Origin of the sequence: Streptococcus oralis subsp. oralis, assembly GCF_002096595.1 — a bacterium.
Lineage (GTDB): Bacteria > Bacillota > Bacilli > Lactobacillales > Streptococcaceae > Streptococcus > Streptococcus oralis_D.
Genome location: NZ_NCUR01000009.1, coordinates 228,296 through 244,811, shown reverse-complemented (window position 1 = coordinate 244,811; position 16,516 = coordinate 228,296). Strand labels below are relative to the sequence as shown.

16 protein-coding genes and 1 riboswitch are annotated in these 16,516 nt (G+C 42.8%); of the genes, 11 read left to right on the top strand and 5 right to left on the bottom strand.

Annotation, left to right across the window (positions count from 1 at the left end; all coding sequences use genetic code 11):
* Positions 1 to 2: 2 nt before the first annotated feature.
* From B7714_RS03540 to B7714_RS03515, 5 genes are all read right to left on the bottom strand, one after another.
* Positions 3 to 266, bottom strand: coding sequence for a SemiSWEET family transporter (locus tag B7714_RS03540; RefSeq protein ID WP_000166113.1), 264 nt, complete (start codon positions 264 to 266; stop codon positions 3 to 5).
* Between the two features lie 105 nt (positions 267 to 371).
* Positions 372 to 1,406 (bottom strand): S66 family peptidase, encoded by a 1,035-nt coding sequence (locus B7714_RS03535; RefSeq protein ID WP_084859657.1) that lies wholly within the window; start codon positions 1,404 to 1,406, stop codon positions 372 to 374.
* A 312-nt stretch (positions 1,407 to 1,718) separates the two neighbouring features.
* Positions 1,719 to 2,066: a TfoX/Sxy family protein gene (locus B7714_RS03525; protein ID WP_084859656.1), complete on the bottom strand. Its 348-nt coding sequence runs from the start codon at positions 2,064 to 2,066 to the stop codon at positions 1,719 to 1,721.
* 15 nt (positions 2,067 to 2,081) lie between these two features.
* On the bottom strand, positions 2,082 to 2,759 hold the full coding sequence (locus tag B7714_RS03520) for a DUF1129 domain-containing protein (protein ID WP_000077995.1): 678 nt from the start codon (positions 2,757 to 2,759) through the stop codon (positions 2,082 to 2,084).
* A gap of 11 nt (positions 2,760 to 2,770) precedes the next feature.
* Entirely contained in the window at positions 2,771 to 3,715 is a 945-nt protein-coding gene (locus B7714_RS03515; RefSeq protein ID WP_000815620.1) for a magnesium transporter CorA family protein, read from the bottom strand.
* A gap of 136 nt (positions 3,716 to 3,851) precedes the next feature.
* Here B7714_RS03515 and uvrA point away from each other — a divergent pair, with 136 nt between their 5' ends.
* The 11 genes from uvrA (at position 3,852) to B7714_RS03460 (ending at position 16,389) form a co-directional block, all read left to right on the top strand.
* On the top strand, positions 3,852 to 6,683 hold the full coding sequence (gene uvrA / locus B7714_RS03510) for an excinuclease ABC subunit UvrA (protein ID WP_084859655.1): 2,832 nt from the start codon (positions 3,852 to 3,854) through the stop codon (positions 6,681 to 6,683).
* The gene (locus B7714_RS03505; RefSeq protein ID WP_084859654.1) at positions 6,676 to 7,737 is read left to right on the top strand and encodes a M24 family metallopeptidase; all 1,062 of its coding nucleotides are present in this window, start codon (positions 6,676 to 6,678) and stop codon (positions 7,735 to 7,737) included. Before uvrA ends, B7714_RS03505 begins: the two co-directional genes overlap by 8 nt.
* A 53-nt stretch (positions 7,738 to 7,790) precedes the next feature.
* A riboswitch (M-box (ykoK) riboswitch) is annotated at positions 7,791 to 7,942 on the top strand.
* 195 nt (positions 7,943 to 8,137) lie between these two features.
* Positions 8,138 to 10,798, top strand: a complete 2,661-nt coding sequence (gene mgtA / locus B7714_RS03500) for a magnesium-translocating P-type ATPase (RefSeq protein ID WP_084859653.1) — start codon at positions 8,138 to 8,140, stop codon at positions 10,796 to 10,798.
* 134 nt (positions 10,799 to 10,932) lie between these two features.
* Complete coding sequence (spx, locus tag B7714_RS03495; RefSeq protein WP_000591165.1) at positions 10,933 to 11,331, top strand: transcriptional regulator Spx; 399 nt, start codon at positions 10,933 to 10,935, stop codon at positions 11,329 to 11,331.
* A 66-nt stretch (positions 11,332 to 11,397) separates the two neighbouring features.
* Positions 11,398 to 11,967 carry an SP0191 family lipoprotein gene (locus B7714_RS03490; RefSeq protein WP_000734690.1) on the top strand — a complete coding sequence of 190 codons (570 nt, stop codon included), beginning with the start codon at positions 11,398 to 11,400 and terminating at the stop codon, positions 11,965 to 11,967.
* An 86-nt stretch (positions 11,968 to 12,053) separates the two neighbouring features.
* A complete protein-coding gene (locus tag B7714_RS03485; protein WP_000507059.1) occupies positions 12,054 to 12,320 on the top strand; it encodes an IreB family regulatory phosphoprotein in 267 nt (88 codons plus the stop codon).
* Between the two features lie 3 nt (positions 12,321 to 12,323).
* On the top strand, positions 12,324 to 12,743 hold the full coding sequence (gene ruvX / locus B7714_RS03480) for a Holliday junction resolvase RuvX (RefSeq protein ID WP_002876031.1): 420 nt from the start codon (positions 12,324 to 12,326) through the stop codon (positions 12,741 to 12,743).
* Between the two features lie 15 nt (positions 12,744 to 12,758).
* Complete coding sequence (locus B7714_RS03475; RefSeq protein WP_000017624.1) at positions 12,759 to 13,064, top strand: DUF1292 domain-containing protein; 306 nt, start codon at positions 12,759 to 12,761, stop codon at positions 13,062 to 13,064.
* A 206-nt stretch (positions 13,065 to 13,270) separates the two neighbouring features.
* Entirely contained in the window at positions 13,271 to 14,521 is a 1,251-nt protein-coding gene (locus tag B7714_RS03470) for a bifunctional folylpolyglutamate synthase/dihydrofolate synthase (RefSeq protein WP_084859652.1), read from the top strand.
* A gap of 90 nt (positions 14,522 to 14,611) precedes the next feature.
* Positions 14,612 to 15,052 (top strand): SP_0198 family lipoprotein, encoded by a 441-nt coding sequence (locus B7714_RS03465; protein ID WP_084859651.1) that lies wholly within the window; start codon positions 14,612 to 14,614, stop codon positions 15,050 to 15,052.
* Positions 15,053 to 15,237: 185 nt separating this feature from the next.
* Entirely contained in the window at positions 15,238 to 16,389 is a 1,152-nt protein-coding gene (locus tag B7714_RS03460) for an iron-containing alcohol dehydrogenase (protein ID WP_084859650.1), read from the top strand.
* The last annotated feature ends 127 nt before the right edge of the window (positions 16,390 to 16,516 follow it).

Sequence of the window (16,516 nt, the reverse complement as noted above, 5' to 3'; positions counted from 1 at the left end):
TTTTATAGTGCAGTAAGAAATGTCAGTCCACCTAAGACAACGCCAGCTGAGTTTGGAATAATTAGTATCCAATCCTTCTTAGGCTCTTTTGTCCATCCGTAAATAACCCAAATTAAACAAGATACTGCTGCGGATAAAGGCTGGAATGGTTGAGCTTTGTTGCCTTGTAAATTGGCAAAAATTTGTGGGATGTAGGCGATAAATACAACAATCCCGATAAAGGCTCCAATTGAACCGACAATTTGATTTATTTTTTGTTTAGTCATATACACCTCCTTTAAAAAGATATCATAGAAATAAGCAAAATGCAATAAATTCAGACACAAATTGTAACGAAAATCAATACCAAAGCACAAAAATGGAGAAATTGTTTATTTTTTGTTATAGTCAAAGCGAATGACTTGCTTCTGTGTATCCACATAAGCGTGAACGCCAAAGGGCACAATGGCTCTTGGAGTTGCGTGACCGACATTTAGATTATAGACAATTGGGATATTACTGTCAACGATGCTCATTAGTGCCTCTTTATAGTTGTCATAGAAGGCTTCATCCATTGGCTTTCCGACCAATAGTCCACTGATGACCTCAAATACCCCAGTTTCTTTCAAAGCCTGTAACATCTTTTTGAAGTTTTCCGGTTCAGGCTTTTCTTCGCTTGTTTCTAGCAAGAGAATCTTTCCTTCCCAGTCGGATAAGTCAGGGAAGAGTTTGTATTTTTGGCAGAGGTCGGTGCTATCTGCGTGTAGAGAGTTGTCAAAAATATCATAGAGAGACTCAAGACAACCACCGAGAATTTCTCCCTCAAACTGAGCATTTCCTTGCAACAAGTCAAAACCAGTATTTGTATGACTGATACGAGCTGTTCCCAGGGCCTTGGGACTAAAGTCAATCCGTTCCTCATACCAAACGTCACTAGGGCGGATTTCTGAGATTCTTCCTGTCTTGATCAATTCTTTAAAGTAGTGAAAGCTATAGGGCAACATCTCATTGTCTAATTCACAAATGTCTGCTAAAAAGGATTGCCCATAAAAAGTCTTGACCCCTAGTTTGTGCAACATAAGGTGGTTCATAGTGGTATCTGAGAAGCCAAGAAAAATCTTTGGCTTGATAACCTTTTGAAGCTGGTCGTTTTCAAAAAGATAAGGTAGCAAGCGATAGGTATCATCCCCACCGATGGCGCATAGGATCATGTCGATGCTATCATCAGAAAAGGCCAGCATCAAATCTTCTGCACGTGCCTCAGGATGGTCCTTGATAAAGTCTAAACCCTTTAGCGAATGGGGCAAGAAGACAGAATTAAGTCCCAAATCCTTGAGACGTTGAATACCCAAATCGACTTCGTGTTTGACAAAATCCTCTCCGATAACACCACTAGACAAACTAACAATACCAATAGTAGAAACTATATCTCATCCTCCTAGAAATAGATTGATACTCTTCGAAAATCTCTTCAAACCACGTCAGCTTTGCCTTGCCGTATATATGTTACTGACCTTGTCAGTTCTATCTACAACCTCAAAGCAGTGCTTTGAGCAACCTGCGGCTAGCTTCCTAGTTTGTTCTTTGATTTTCATTGAGTATGAGCCTATTCTATCACAAAAGATGAGAGAAAACTACAAGAATGAGACTCAGAAGTGCTATTGAATCTCAAGAAAGCAAGTGAAAAAGCAACCGCCTATGCAGTTGCTTTTCGTTTTTCTAATCTCGCTAGATATGAGTTACTTGGTCAACTCTTGATTATAGGAGAGAGCTAAATCAATCCAGTAAGGAAGTTCTTTTTGACCTTCGATATCTAGGTCTATATAGCCATGATAAGGTCGCCCTCTCATCAATGTAGTATGAGCTCCTGTTCGGGGTAGAACTTGCTTTTCCATTTCTTTGCCAATTCTCACCATAACCAGCTCGTCCTTTCTGGAACTGACTGTAAGGACCATTTTCCCACGAATCATAAAGGCCAGGCCACCAAACAGTCTCTTTTCTTCTAACTCTTCTTCGAAAATTTGGGGAGGAAGTTTGAGTGCTAGAATTTTTCGAATCTGCTGAGCTAAAGATTGACTATATGCCATAGCTTTTCACTTTTCTTAATAACGTGATGGGCCCGCGCTTGCACTTCGGATATTGAAACGTTTCTTGAGATAGAAGCGAAGAGCGAGAAGGGTAGCTCCCAGGATAGCCAAAGGCAATGGAGCAAGGACTGGATTGAGGTTTGCTGGTAGGAAGCTTGTTGCAAAGAAGACAACCAACCAAAGGACCATAGAGGCCAAAATTACTAGGATGGACTTCCAGAATGGAGGACGTTGGCTACGGTCTGTGTCTGGTCCATAGTACTGGTAGACAAAGTAGTACATCAAGTAGAAGGCAAGTCCTCCTACAAGTCCAACCAACAAGAGGGTAATCAACCCATAGCCAATAGCCTGATCTGTAGAGAAGAAGGTAGTTAGAGCGCTAACCAATGCAAAGAGACTGGTGATAAAAAGGGCTGAGTCCATAATCATGAGTTTTGGATCGTCATTTTCTTTTGGATGCTCTTTTTCATATTGCTCCTTGACAGTGAAGCTGTGAGCCCAGTGGGTAGGAGCTCCGTAGAGGGAACGTGCAGTCGTCCCTTTGGCTTGCTCTTCAAGGATTTTAGGAATGACTTCCTCAAAGACAGCCTTGATTTCAGCGTCTGTTTTGCCATCTTTGATGAATTGTTGGGTAGCGATGTGGATAAACTCTTGGTTTTTCTTAGTTAATTTTTGTAAATCAATCTGAGACATAGGGATTCCTCTTAGAACCATTTTTTATGGATGAGATAGAGAGTGAGTGAAACACTCATAGCAAAGGCGATAAAGACGATTAACCAGAAGGCGTGTGGTTCACCGTTCAAAGGGATTTCATTATCCTTGAAGTTCATACCATAGGCTGAGAAGATCATGGTTGGGACAGACATAACGATGGTCACGAGAGCCAGGGTTTTCATGATGTTGTTCTGGTTGTTGGAAATGATAGAGGCAAAGGTCTCTGTCATAGAGTGAAGGACATTTCCATAGATATCTGCCATCTCGATGGCCTGTTGGGTTTCAATCAGAGTGTCTTCGAGTAGGTCTTCGTCTTCTAGGTATTTCTTGATATTGCTGGTTGCACTGGTCAATTTCTTAATCACGCGTTCGTTCGTCTTAAGTGAGGCCTTGAAATAGACGATGGTCTTTTCCAATTCCATGAGCTCGATCAGCTCTTCGTTTCGAGTAGACTTGTGAAGTTGACTTTCGATCTGTTCACTCTTGCGGTCGATCGAACGAAGGGCCGTAAGGTAAAGTTCGGCGTTGCGGTAGAGAATCTGGAAGATAAAGCGTGAACGCATGAAGGTGTAAAAGTTGCGCAGTCTACGGTTGATAAAGACATCGAGAACGGGGAGGGATTCCAAGCAGGTGGTGATAATGGTTTCCTCGGTGATGATAATCCCCAGCGGAATCGTAACGTAGTAGGTACGATTGTTTCTTTCCTCTGTGATGGGAACGTCCACGATGATCAAAGTATACTCATCTTCGATGGTAATACGGGACATTTCTTCCGCATCGAGCGGTGCTCGAAGGTCGGCAATGTCAATGTCGAAGGCGTTAGCGATTTCCAACGATTCATTTTGTGTAGGATTGACGAGGTTGATCCAAGTACCCGGTTCAAGCGTGTCGATCTCTTTAAATTCAGTTGTTGTTGAGAGAAAAACTTGTTTCATATCCCCTATCCTTTCCTACTATTCAGTGATTCATTTTTTGCACCGTACTATTATACTATAAAAACAGCTTTTTGGGTAATAGAATTTCACATTTTTTGGTATAATGGAAAGCAATAATGGACTAGAAAGAACAAAGATGCAAGATAAAATTGTGATTCATGGGGCACGTGCCCATAACTTAAAAAATATTGATGTGGAGATTCCGCGAGACAAGCTGGTTGTTGTGACTGGTTTGTCAGGGTCTGGGAAATCCAGTCTGGCCTTTGATACCCTCTATGCGGAGGGCCAACGTCGCTATGTAGAGAGTTTGTCAGCCTACGCTCGCCAGTTCTTGGGCAATATGGAAAAACCAGATGTGGATGCCATTGATGGCCTCAGCCCAGCTATTTCCATCGACCAGAAAACCACCAGTAAAAATCCTCGTTCGACCGTGGGAACGACGACTGAAATCAATGATTATCTGCGTCTCCTCTACGCACGTGTGGGGACGCCATACTGTATCAACGGACATGGGGCTATCAAGGCCTCTTCTGTGGAGCAAATTGTGGATAAGGTCTTGGAGTTGCCAGAACGCCAACGTCTGCAAATTTTAGCTCCGGTCATTCGTAAGAAAAAAGGGCAACACAAGAGTGTCATTGAAAAGGTTCAGAAAGACGGTTATGTCCGTGTCCGAGTGGATGGGGAAGTCTATGATGTGACCGAAGTGCCTGAGCTGTCTAAGAGTAAGCAACACAATATCGATGTCGTGGTCGACCGTATTGTCATCAAGGAGGGCATTCGTAGCCGTCTCTTTGATTCCATTGAGGCTGCCCTTCGTATCGCAGAAGGTTATGTGATTATCGACACTATGGACGATTCTGAGTTGCTCTTTTCTGAGCATTATGCCTGTCCAGTTTGTGGTTTTACAGTACCAGAGTTAGAGCCTCGTCTCTTCTCCTTCAATGCCCCTTTTGGCTCTTGTAGTGAGTGTGATGGTTTGGGCATCAAGCTGGAGGTGGATGTTGACTTGGTGGTTCCTGATACCAGCAAAACTTTGCGTGAGGGAGCATTAGCACCTTGGAATCCTATCTCATCCAACTACTATCCAAATATGCTAGAGCAGGCCATGACAGCCTTTGGAGTGGATATGGATAAGCCTTTTGAGGACTTGTCAGAAGAAGATAAAAACTTGATTCTCTATGGCTCGGATGGCAAGGAATTCCATTTCCACTATGAGAATGAATTTGGCGGTGTGCGCGATATTGACATTCCTTTTGAGGGGGTTGTCAATAATATCAAGCGTCGTTACCATGAGACTAACAGTGATTACACACGCACCCAAATGCGTCTCTACATGAATGAACTAACCTGCGGAACTTGCCATGGCTACCGTCTCAATGACCAGGCCTTGTCTGTCCGTGTGGGTGGGGAGCAAGGACCACATATCGGTGAAATCTCAGACCTGTCTATCGCAGACCACTTGGAGTTGGTGAGCCAGCTGACCCTGTCTGAAAATGAGGCCATCATTGCCCGTCCTATCCTCAAGGAAATCAAGGATCGCTTGACCTTCCTCAATAACGTAGGTCTTAACTATTTGACGCTGTCGCGTTCGGCAGGGACCCTTTCAGGTGGGGAGAGTCAGCGTATTCGCTTGGCGACTCAGATTGGGTCCAATCTATCAGGTGTCCTCTATATCCTGGATGAGCCGTCGATTGGTCTTCATCAGAGGGACAATGACCGCTTGATTGCCAGTCTGAAAAAGATGCGTGACTTGGGCAATACTCTCATCGTGGTGGAACACGATGAAGATACCATGCGCGAGGCGGATTATCTGATTGATGTTGGTCCGGGTGCTGGTGTTTTTGGTGGAGAGATTGTCGCTGCAGGAACGCCCAAGCAGGTGGCTCGCAACAGCAAGTCTATCACAGGCCAGTATTTGTCAGGGAAACGTGCCATTCCAGTGCCAGCAGAGCGCCGTGCCGGAAATGGTCGCTTTATCGAGGTGACGGGAGCGCGTGAGAACAACTTGCAAAATATCACTGCTCGCTTCCCATTGGGAAAATTCATTGCGGTGACAGGTGTGTCAGGTTCAGGGAAATCGACCTTAATCAACAGCATCCTCAAAAAAGCTATTGCCCAGAAGCTCAACCGTAATTCAGACAAGCCTGGTAAATTCAAAACCATCACAGGGATTGAGCATGTAGACCGTTTGATTGATATTGACCAGAGCCCCATTGGACGAACGCCGAGGTCCAACCCAGCTACCTATACAGGAGTTTTTGACGATATACGTGACCTCTTTGCCCAGACAAATGAAGCTAAGATACGAGGCTACAAGAAGGGCCGCTTCAGTTTTAACGTCAAGGGTGGTCGTTGCGAAGCCTGCTCAGGTGACGGGATCATCAAGATTGAGATGCACTTCTTGCCAGATGTTTATGTTGCTTGTGAAGTTTGCCATGGGACTCGCTACAACAGTGAAACCCTTGAAGTTCACTACAAGGAAAAAAATATCTCGCAGGTTTTGGACATGACCGTCAACGATGCGGTGGAATTTTTCCAACACATTCCCAAGATTCAACGCAAACTTCAGACCATCAAGGATGTGGGGCTGGGCTATGTAACGCTAGGGCAACCGGCTACCACCCTTTCTGGAGGAGAAGCTCAGCGTATGAAGTTGGCTAGTGAACTCCACAAACGCTCGACAGGGAAATCCTTCTATATTCTGGATGAGCCAACTACAGGGCTTCATACTGAGGATATCGCTCGCTTGCTTAAAGTCTTAGCTCGCTTTGTCGACGATGGCAATACTGTCCTCGTCATTGAGCACAATCTGGATGTCATCAAGACGGCAGACCATATCATCGATTTGGGACCTGAGGGCGGTGTCGGTGGTGGAACCATCATCGCAACAGGAACTCCAGAAGAAGTAGCGGCCAATGAAGCCAGCTACACAGGACACTATTTGAAAGGAAAGTTACATCATGAATAAACGTGTGCAAGCATTTCTAGCTAAAATGCAAGAAAAAGAACTAGATGGTATCATCATCAACAACCTTAAAAACATCTATTATTTGACTGGTTTTTGGGGTTCAAATGGAACAGTCTTTATCAGCCATGACCGTCAGGTTTTGGTGACAGACTCTCGCTATATCATTGCAGCTAAGCAAGAAGTAACAGGTTTTGAGATTGTGGCTGACCGCGATGAATTGGCTGTTATTGCAGGCATTGTCAAGGATATGGGCTTGTCTCGCATCGGTTTTGAAGATGAGATTTCTGTCTCTTACTATCATCGTATGCAGGTAGCATTTGAAGGTTTGGAATTGCTTCCTCAAACTCAGTTTGTTGAGGGTCTTCGTATGATTAAGGATGAAAAGGAGATCGCAACTATTCGCAAGGCTTGCTCTATCTCAGACCAAGCTTTCCGCGATGCCCTTGACTTTATCAAACCAGGAAAGACTGAAATTGAGATTGCCAACTTCCTTGATTTCCGTATGCGTGAGCTAGGAGCGGCAGGCTTGTCTTTTGATACCATTTTAGCAAGTGGCATCAACTCTTCTAAGCCCCATGCTCATCCAATGCACAAACCGGTTGAAGCAGGAGAAGCCATCACCATGGACTTCGGCTGTCTCTATGACCACTATGTCAGCGATATGACACGGACCATCTATCTAGGGCATGTCAGTGACGAGCAGGCAGAGATTTACAATACGGTTCTGAAAGCCAACCAAGCTCTGATTGACCAAGCTAAGGCAGGTCTAGGTTTCCGCGACTTTGACAAAATTCCTCGTGATATTATCATCGAGGCAGGCTATGGCGACTACTTTACTCATGGTATCGGACACGGTATCGGACTCGATATCCATGAGGAACCCTACTTTAGCCAAACCTCGACGGATACAATCAAGGCAGGAATGACCTTGACAGATGAACCGGGCATCTATATCGAAGGGAAATACGGCGTTCGTATCGAGGATGATATCTTGATTACAGAAACAGGTTGTGAGTTATTGACACTTGCTCCAAAAGAATTGATTGTTATCTAAAAAATGAGATAAATCGTTGACTTTTATATTTTAAAGGTTTATACTGATAGACGAAAACGGTAGGTGAGGCTACCATAGGGATACGGATGACTACCGCAAAGCAGTGGAGACACTACTCGTTGGTCAACAGTCCTGGTCGCGAAGGCCAAGACTAAGCTCATTACATCGCCCTATGGAGTTAAAGCTTGAACGAAAAAACAGATAATTAGTTTTTTAATCCTGCCATTTTATGGTGGGATTTTCTACTGTTTTAAGAAAAAGAAAGGAGACAAACGATGCAAATTGACGATCATCCAGAACCGCACATACACAGCCAATCGCTGATTTGTGTCGTTCTGCCCTTATAAAGTGATTGGTCTCTGTGTATGAAACACATCATTCATACAGATAGGAGAAACCAATGAAAACTACAAAAGAAAGATTAGCAGCAGCTATTCATACACCTTTAAAAGAAACTCTATCTTTTTATAAGACAAGTCTAACAGGCTTGACTGAGGAGCAGGTGGAGAAAAATCGTGACCTATATGGCGAAAACACCATTACCAAGGGTCAAGAAGACAGTATCCTCAAAAAGATTTACGAATCTATTATCAATCCATTTACAATCATCCTGCTGGTTATCGCTATGATCTCCATGGTGACCAACGTCTGGTTGGCAAAGCCTGGCCAAGAAGATCCGACGACCTCTATCATCATCGTCGTTCTCGTATTGATTTCTGGTGGCATACGCTTTGTCCAAGAACTGCGGAGTGACAAGGCTGCGACCAATCTATCAAAAATGATTGTGAACACTGCCACAGTTATTCGCGAAGGCCAGAGTTTAGAGGTCGCAATTGAAGATTTGGTCGTTGGAGATATAGTCAAGTTAAGTGCTGGGGATATGATACCAGCAGACCTCATTTTAATTGAATCACGCGATTTCTTTGTTCAACAGTCTGGTTTGACAGGTGAAAGTGACTCGGTTGAAAAACTAGCCTTGTCAAAAATGAGTCAGTCAAACTTCGATAGTCTGCTAGAAGCAGAAGCGCTCGCCTTTATGGGAACCAACGTGATATCAGGAAGTGCCAAGGCTTTGATTCTAGCGGTTGGTGATGATACCATGATGGGAGAAATCGAGCAGACTCTCAATACCTATGACGAACCGACCTCTTTTGAACGGGAGATGAACAGCATCTCTTGGCTCTTGATCCGTTTGATGTTGGTCATGGTTCCCATCGTCTTTCTCTCCAATGGCTTGACAGATGGCGACTGGCTGGAAGCAGGTGTGTTTGCACTGAGTGTTGGTGTTGGATTGACACCTGAGATGCTTCCTATGATCATCACGGCTAGTTTAGCAAAAGGCTCCATTATCATGGCCAAGGAAAAAGTCGTCATCAAAAAACTCAATGCCATACAGGACCTAGGTGCTATTGATATCTTATGCACGGATAAAACCGGAACCCTTACCCAAGACGAAATTGTCCTTGAATATCCTTTGGATATACACGGAGATTTGGATTTGTCTGTGTTGAGACGGGCCTACCTCAATTCCTATTTTCAAACCGGTTTGAAAAACTTAATGGACCGTGCTATTATCAGTAGAACTGAAAAAGAAGCTAAAGAACACGCTATTCTACAAAATTTAGATACTAGCTTCCAAAAAATAGATGAATTACCTTTTGATTTTGAACGCAGACGGATGAGTGTCATCGTCAAGGATGAGAACGAAGTTGTTAGTTTGGTAACCAAGGGTGCCCTAGAGGAAATGCTTGCGATCTCAACCCATGTGGAATATCAAGGTGAGATTAGCCCTCTGACGGATGATATCCGAGTGGAAATCTTAAAAGAAGTAGATCAACTTAATCAACAGGGATTGCGAGTCTTGGGAGTCGCTTATAAAACAGGCCTAAAAGAAGGTTTTGCTTACTCAGTTGAAGATGAAAAAGAGATGATTCTAACAGGATATCTTGCCTTTCTAGATCCACCAAAACCATCAGCAGCACCTGCTATCCAAGCTTTGTTAGAACACGGTGTTCAAACAAAGATCTTGACGGGAGACAATGAGAAGGTAACCCAAGCAGTTTGCGAAAAAGTTGGTTTAGACGTTGATCAAATCTTGTTGGGTTCTGATATTGATGCCATGACGGACGAAGAGTTGGCTCAAGCAGTTGAGAAAGTGACGGTCTTTGCCAAACTCTCTCCGGATCAAAAAGCACGAATCATTTTACAAATCAAATCGAATGGACATTGTGTCGGCTATATGGGAGATGGGATCAATGATGCCCCTTCTATGAAAGTGGCCGATGTGGGGATTTCTGTTGATACAGCAGTAGATATTGCCAAAGAAACGGCTGATGTCATTTTGCTAGATAAGGATTTGATGGTGCTTGAAAAAGGGCTGGTTGAAGGACGCAAAGTCTATGCCAACATGACCAAATATATCAAGATGACGGTCAGCTCTAATTTCGGGAACATTTTCTCTCTGCTAGTGTCTGGTATCTTTTTACCTTTCCTTCCTATGGCTCCGATTCACTTGATTGTGTTAAACCTCGTCTACGACCTTTCTTGCATTGCCTTGCCATTTGATAATGTAGATGAAGACTTTTTGAAGCATCCCCATAAGTGGGAAGCTAAGTCTATTACTCGTTTTATGATTTGGATGGGTCCGATTTCTTCTGCCTTTGATATTTTGACCTTTATCTTGCTCTATTTTGTCATTGTTCCAATGGCGACAGGTCAAGCTTATGCTCACGGAGCAGAGTCTGCAACGGGCTTTATCATTTTGTTCCAGACAGGTTGGTTCATTGAATCCATGTGGTCCCAAACCATGGTTATCCATATGCTTCGTTCAGCAAAACTTCCTTTCTTACAAAGTCGTCCATCATGGTTTGTTCTTGGAACAACCTTGCTAGCAGCTAGTTTTGTGACCTTCCTTCCCTACTCTTCAATTGCTAGCCTGCTTCATTTAACCCCTTTGGAACCAATTTATTTCCTCTTTTTGCTTTTGATTATCGTTCTCTATATGATAAGTGTTACAGTTGTAAAACGATTGTATATCAAAAAATTTAAAAGTTGGTTATAAATTGATTTTGTCAAGAAAAAAGTACGAAAATCGCGAAAAAAGTTAATTTTTTTTAAAAATAGGTCGCAAGTCGGATGTTTTTTATGGTATAATAGACTAAACTGATAGTAACATGTAGCGAAAGGGGTAGGTACATGATCAAAATTTATACAGTCTCAAGTTGTACTAGCTGTAAAAAAGCGAAAACCTGGCTCAATGCCCACCAGTTAAGTTATAAAGAACAAAATCTCGGTAAAGAAGGAATTACAAGAGAAGAGTTATTAGATATTCTCACGAAAACAGATAATGGAATTGCCAGTATCGTTTCGTCAAAAAACCGCTACGCTAAGGCACTTGGAGTTGACATCGAGGATTTGAGTGTCAATGAAGTGCTCAACTTAATCATGGAAACACCACGGATCTTAAAGAGTCCGATTCTCGTTGACGAGAAGCGCCTGCAAGTCGGCTATAAAGAAGATGATATCCGTGCCTTCTTGCCACGCTCTGTCCGTAATGTAGAAAATGCAGAAGCACGTCTACGTGCAGCTCTATAAAACATCAAGGCTGGGAGTGACTCCTGGCCTTGTTTGCTCTTTTGTTTTAAAATCATGTGAGGAATTATGAAAAAGTTACTAATTGCTAGTTTTGCTCTCCTCTTTTTGCTTGCGGGATGTGGGCAAAAAAAGGAAACTCCTGCTGCTACCACAACAGCATCTGAACCTCTTCAATCAAACCTTCCCGTTTTGGACAATGCCGAAAAGAATACGGTTGTTACCAAGACCCTGTTGATGCCGAAGTCAGAAAATGGAACGCAGCAGACTCAGACCATTACCTATAAAGGTAATCAGTTTTTGACCTTGACCATTCAGCAAAAACGACCTGTCGGGGATGAACTCAAGACCTTTATCTCTGAAAATGGCCTAGAGGAGACGCAAAAAGCGCTTCTAGAAGCGGAAGAAAAGGATGAGACCATCCAAGAGGCACGCAAACTAGCAGGATTCAAACTGGAAACAAAGCTACTCAGCGAGACAGAAATCCAGACTACAACGACTTATGATTTTCAAGTATTGGATGTCAAAAAGGCATCTCAGCTGGAATATTTAAAAAATATCGGCCTTGAAAATCTCTTAAAAAACGAACCTAGCCAGTATATTGCTGACAGAGTGGCAAATGGGGCGACAGAACAATAGAAAATCCAAATAAACAAACTGATTTATTTGTAGAACGTAAGGAAATATGCTATAATAGTAATATTCTAAGGAAAGAGGGTGTTAGAATGGGATTTACTGAAGAAACTGTACGGTTTAAATTGGATGATTCCAATAAGAAAGAAATTAGCGAAACGTTGACAGACGTCTATGCTTCTTTGAATGACAAGGGCTACAATCCGATTAACCAGATCGTCGGTTATGTATTGAGTGGTGACCCTGCCTACGTTCCTCGTTATAACAATGCACGAAATCAAATCCGTAAGTATGAGCGTGATGAAATCGTTGAGGAATTGGTACGCTACTACCTTAAAGGACAAGGAGTCGATCTATAATCTATGAGAATTATGGGATTGGACGTTGGTTCAAAAACAGTAGGGGTGGCTATTAGCGATCCCTTGGGCTTCACTGCTCAGGGACTTGAAATCATCCAGATTAATGAGGACCAGGGCCAGTTTGGTTTTGATCGTATCAAGGAATTGGTTGACAGCTATAAGGTAGAACGCTTTGTAGTAGGTCTGCCAAAAAATATGAACAATACCAGCGGTCCGCGAGTAGAAGCCAGTCAAGCCTATGGTGCCAAGCTAGAAGAACTCTTTGGTTTGCCAGTAGACTATCAGGATGAGCGTTTGACAACGGTCGCTGCGGAGCGTATGTTGATTGAACAAGCAGATATCAGCCGTAACAAACGCAAGAAAGTTATTGATAAGTTGGCTGCTCAGCTGATTTTGCAAAATTATTTAGATAGAAAATTTTAAGACAGAGGAGAAACTATGTCACACGATCACAACCATGACCACGAAGAACGTGAATTGATTACACTAGTAGACGAGCAAGGAAATGAAACCTTGTTTGAAATTCTTTTGACCATCGATGGGAAAGAAGAATTTGGTAAAAACTATGTTCTGCTAGTGCCAGTTAACGCAGAAGAAGATGAAAATGGTGAAGTTGAAATCCAAGCTTACTCATTCATCGAAAATGAAGACGGAACAGAAGGCGAATTGCAACCAATCCCAGAAGACTCAGAAGACGAATGGAACATGATTGAAGAAGTCTTCAACAGCTTTATGGAGGAGTAAAAATATCCGGGGGATATTTTTACCCTTACGCTAAAAATAAAGACCGTAAGTAAGTCCGGTGGATGTTTTTAGCCCACGTTGAAATTCATAGTAGCTAGTGATTAGCTAACCAGGTAAGAGGTCGGGATTTTAGTCCCGACCTCGTTTTTTATTTGTAATCGTACTTTGATGCGGTAGTTGATTGGACTTTTGTTAAGGAGACATGTATGTTTGAAGTAGAAGAATGGCTTCATAGTCGGATTGGTTTAAACTTTAGATCTGGACTTGGACGAATGCAGCGAGCAGTGGATTTGCTGGGGAATCCTGAGAAGACTTATCCTATTATCCACGTAACAGGGACTAACGGTAAAGGGTCAACTATTGCCTTCATGAGGGAGATGTTTGTTGCTCATGGTAAAAAAGTTGGTACTTTTACCTCTCCTCATATCGTCAGTATCCATGATCGAATCTGTATTAATGGGCAACCAATCGCAGAGGAAGACTTTGTTCGTATAGCTAACCAAGTCAAGGAGAGGGAGAAAATTCTCTTAGAAACACATGATCAATTGTCTTTCTTTGAGTTGTTGACCTTGATTGCCTTGCTTTACTTTAAAGAGCAGGGAGTGGATCTAGTCCTGCTAGAGGTGGGGATTGGTGGTTTGCTTGACACGACTAATGTCGTAACAGGAGAGATTGCAGTTATTACTTCCATTGGGCTAGATCATCAGGAGACTCTGGGGGATAGTCTGGAGGAAATAGCCAAGCAGAAAGCTGGTATTTTCAAGGCTGGCAAGCAGGCAGTCATTGCCAAGTTTACTCCAGAAGCGGAGCTTGTCTGTCAAAATACAGCAAGAGAGTTAACTGTGGATCTCTATCAATCTGGGCGAGACTTCTCCTTGAATGCTGGGGATTTTTCAAGTAAGCTAGCAAGCTTTTCCCAGCTTGACATCAGTTTGGAAGGTGTTTATCAGCAAGAAAATGCCGCCTTGGCTTTGGAAACTTTTCTTTTGTTTATGGCGTCAAGAGGTGAAAGAGTCGAAGAAGAGTTTGTTAGACGGGCTTTGAAGGAGACACATTGGGCAGGTCGATTGGAACGGATTCGCCCGCAAATCTACCTAGATGGGGCTCACAATCTGCCAGCCTTGACTCGTCTAGTAGAGTTTATCCAGGGGAAAATCCAGCAAGGCTATCAAGCCCGCATCCTTTTTGGAGCACTTAAACGCAAGGATTATCAGGGGATGTTAGGCTATCTAACGGAGCAGTTGCCTCAGGTAAAACTTAAGGTAACAGGCTTTGACTACCAAGGCTCTCTGGATGAAAAGGATGTGGCAGGTTACGATTTGATTCCTTCCTATGGGGACTTTATCAGAGAATTTGAAGATAAGGCCAATGATCAGGACTTGCTTTTCGTGACGGGATCCCTCTACTTTATCTCGGAAGTCCGAGGGAGTTTGGTTGGAAGCGACGAGATTAGTTGACCTTATAGGTTTATGTTGCTATACTGTAGGTAGGAGGTATATCTGGAAACGATTCCAGCAAAACATTGGCACAAAAGAAAGGAAATCGCTATGAAAACGAAAACATTCACACTTTCTATTGCTTCCCTAGCAATTCTTAGTCTTTTAGCAGCTTGTGGACCTAAGGCACAAGCCCCTACCCAGCAATCTGCTCAACAAGAGTCATCTTCTAGTGCTGCTACAAGTGCCAGTCAACCACAGGCGTCCTCAAGTCAGGACACTACTGTAGCTCAACCTACGAACATCGATGGTACCTATACTGGAAAAGATGAGAATGACCAAATCACTCTTGTTGTAACAGGTAAAACTGGTACATGGACTGAGGTCGAGCCAGATGGAGATAAGGAAATCAAGCAAGTTAGCTTTGAGCCAGAAAATCAACGTGTCATTATCGGAGATGATGTCAAAATTTACACGGTTAATGGTAATCAATTGATTATCGATGATATGGACCGAGAGCCATCTGACCGAGTGGTATTAACTAAGCAATAATCATTCAGTAAAAGTTCCAATGAGATGAAATCCATCTTTTTGGAGCTTTTTTGTTTTAAAATGGGACCAGTGGTTCTTTACCGTTTTTTTACTTAAAACGCTTACAAATATTTGTAAAACTTCTTATTAGGTCGTATACTTATAGTAAATAATTAAACAGCGCAGAGGCGCAGGAGGAAAAGCATATGGCTACATTTTACGTTCCATCAGTTAACCTTATTGGTAAAGGTGTTGTAAATGAAGTAGGTCCGTATATCAAGGAACTGGGGTATAAGAAGGCCCTTTTGGTGACAGACAAATTCATCGAGGGAAGTGATATTTTACCAAAGGTCCTAAAACCCTTAGATGCTGAAGGGATCGAATATGTGATCTTTAGTGATGTGGAGCCAAATCCAACTTGCAAGAACGTCACAGACGGAGTGGCTGCCTTGAAAGAGCATGGTTGTGATTTCATCATTAGTCTCGGAGGAGGATCTCCTCAGGATGCGGCTAGTTGTATCTCTATCATCGCTACAAATGGTGGCAAACCACAGGATTATGAGGGGCTTCATAAGTCTGCTAAAAAAGGGTTGCCAGTGGTTGCAATCAATACAACAGCTGGAACTTCTGCAGAAATTACCATTAACTATGTTATTACTGACGAAGAACGCAAGGTCAAGATGGTAATGGTTGATAAGAACAGCCTTGCCCTCATCTCTGTCAATGATCCAGAACTTATGCTTTCAAAGCCGAAAGGATTGACAGCAGCGACAGGTATGGATGCTCTTACCCACGCTGTTGAAGCCTTGGTAACACCAGGTGCTTATAATGTGACCAAGAAACTCTCTATCGGAGCGATTGAGCTTATCAAAGAGTATCTTCCTCGTGCTGTGGCAAATGGCCAAGATATTGAAGCGCGTGAGGCGATGGTCAATGCCATCTTCCTTGGTGGTATGAGCTTTAACAATGCTGGTTTGGGCTATGTTCATTCTATGGCTCACCAACTCGGTGCAGTGTATAATTTACCACATGGTGTCTGCTGTGCCATGCTTCTTCCAGTTGTAGAACGTGAAAATGCCAAACGGGTACCAGAAGCTTTTCGCAATGTAGCCAAGGCTTTGGGACTCCATATTGAAGGGAAAACAGACCAAGAATGTGCTGCCTATGCTATCGCTGAAATTGAGAAACTGTCTGAAACCGTAGGTATTCCGAAGAAACTCACTGAACTCGGTATCCAAGAAAAAGACTTTGACTTTGACTATCTTTCTAAAAATGCATTGATCGATGCTTGTGCGCCAGGCAATCCATTCATGCCAACTTTAGAAGAAACCATTGCTCTCTACAAAGAACTCTTCTAAAAATCAAGTAGAGTGGAAGCGACTTATTCCTCAAAATATAAATAATATTAGAAAGAACTATCATTTTGGTAGTTCTTTTTAATCCTCTTAATCCCCTAGTTAAAAAGATAAAAAGGGGAATGCTTCA

What these genes read in the sequence shown, in the direction of transcription:
- spx (WP_000591165.1), top strand. Translation starts at nt 10,933, where the DNA reads ATGATCAAAATTTATACAGTCTCAAGTTGTACTAGCTGTAAAAAAGCG.
- B7714_RS03485 (WP_000507059.1), top strand. Translation starts at nt 12,054, where the DNA reads ATGGGATTTACTGAAGAAACTGTACGGTTTAAATTGGATGATTCCAAT.
- B7714_RS03505 (WP_084859654.1), top strand. Translation starts at nt 6,676, where the DNA reads ATGAATAAACGTGTGCAAGCATTTCTAGCTAAAATGCAAGAAAAAGAA.
- B7714_RS03515 (WP_000815620.1), bottom strand. Translation starts at nt 3,715, where the DNA reads ATGAAACAAGTTTTTCTCTCAACAACAACTGAATTTAAAGAGATCGAC.
- B7714_RS03525 (WP_084859656.1), bottom strand. Translation starts at nt 2,066, where the DNA reads ATGGCATATAGTCAATCTTTAGCTCAGCAGATTCGAAAAATTCTAGCA.
- B7714_RS03465 (WP_084859651.1), top strand. Translation starts at nt 14,612, where the DNA reads ATGAAAACGAAAACATTCACACTTTCTATTGCTTCCCTAGCAATTCTT.
- B7714_RS03470 (WP_084859652.1), top strand. Translation starts at nt 13,271, where the DNA reads ATGTTTGAAGTAGAAGAATGGCTTCATAGTCGGATTGGTTTAAACTTT.
- uvrA (WP_084859655.1), top strand. Translation starts at nt 3,852, where the DNA reads ATGCAAGATAAAATTGTGATTCATGGGGCACGTGCCCATAACTTAAAA.
- B7714_RS03520 (WP_000077995.1), bottom strand. Translation starts at nt 2,759, where the DNA reads ATGTCTCAGATTGATTTACAAAAATTAACTAAGAAAAACCAAGAGTTT.
- B7714_RS03490 (WP_000734690.1), top strand. Translation starts at nt 11,398, where the DNA reads ATGAAAAAGTTACTAATTGCTAGTTTTGCTCTCCTCTTTTTGCTTGCG.
- B7714_RS03540 (WP_000166113.1), bottom strand. Translation starts at nt 266, where the DNA reads ATGACTAAACAAAAAATAAATCAAATTGTCGGTTCAATTGGAGCCTTT.
- B7714_RS03460 (WP_084859650.1), top strand. Translation starts at nt 15,238, where the DNA reads ATGGCTACATTTTACGTTCCATCAGTTAACCTTATTGGTAAAGGTGTT.
- ruvX (WP_002876031.1), top strand. Translation starts at nt 12,324, where the DNA reads ATGAGAATTATGGGATTGGACGTTGGTTCAAAAACAGTAGGGGTGGCT.
- mgtA (WP_084859653.1), top strand. Translation starts at nt 8,138, where the DNA reads ATGAAAACTACAAAAGAAAGATTAGCAGCAGCTATTCATACACCTTTA.
- B7714_RS03475 (WP_000017624.1), top strand. Translation starts at nt 12,759, where the DNA reads ATGTCACACGATCACAACCATGACCACGAAGAACGTGAATTGATTACA.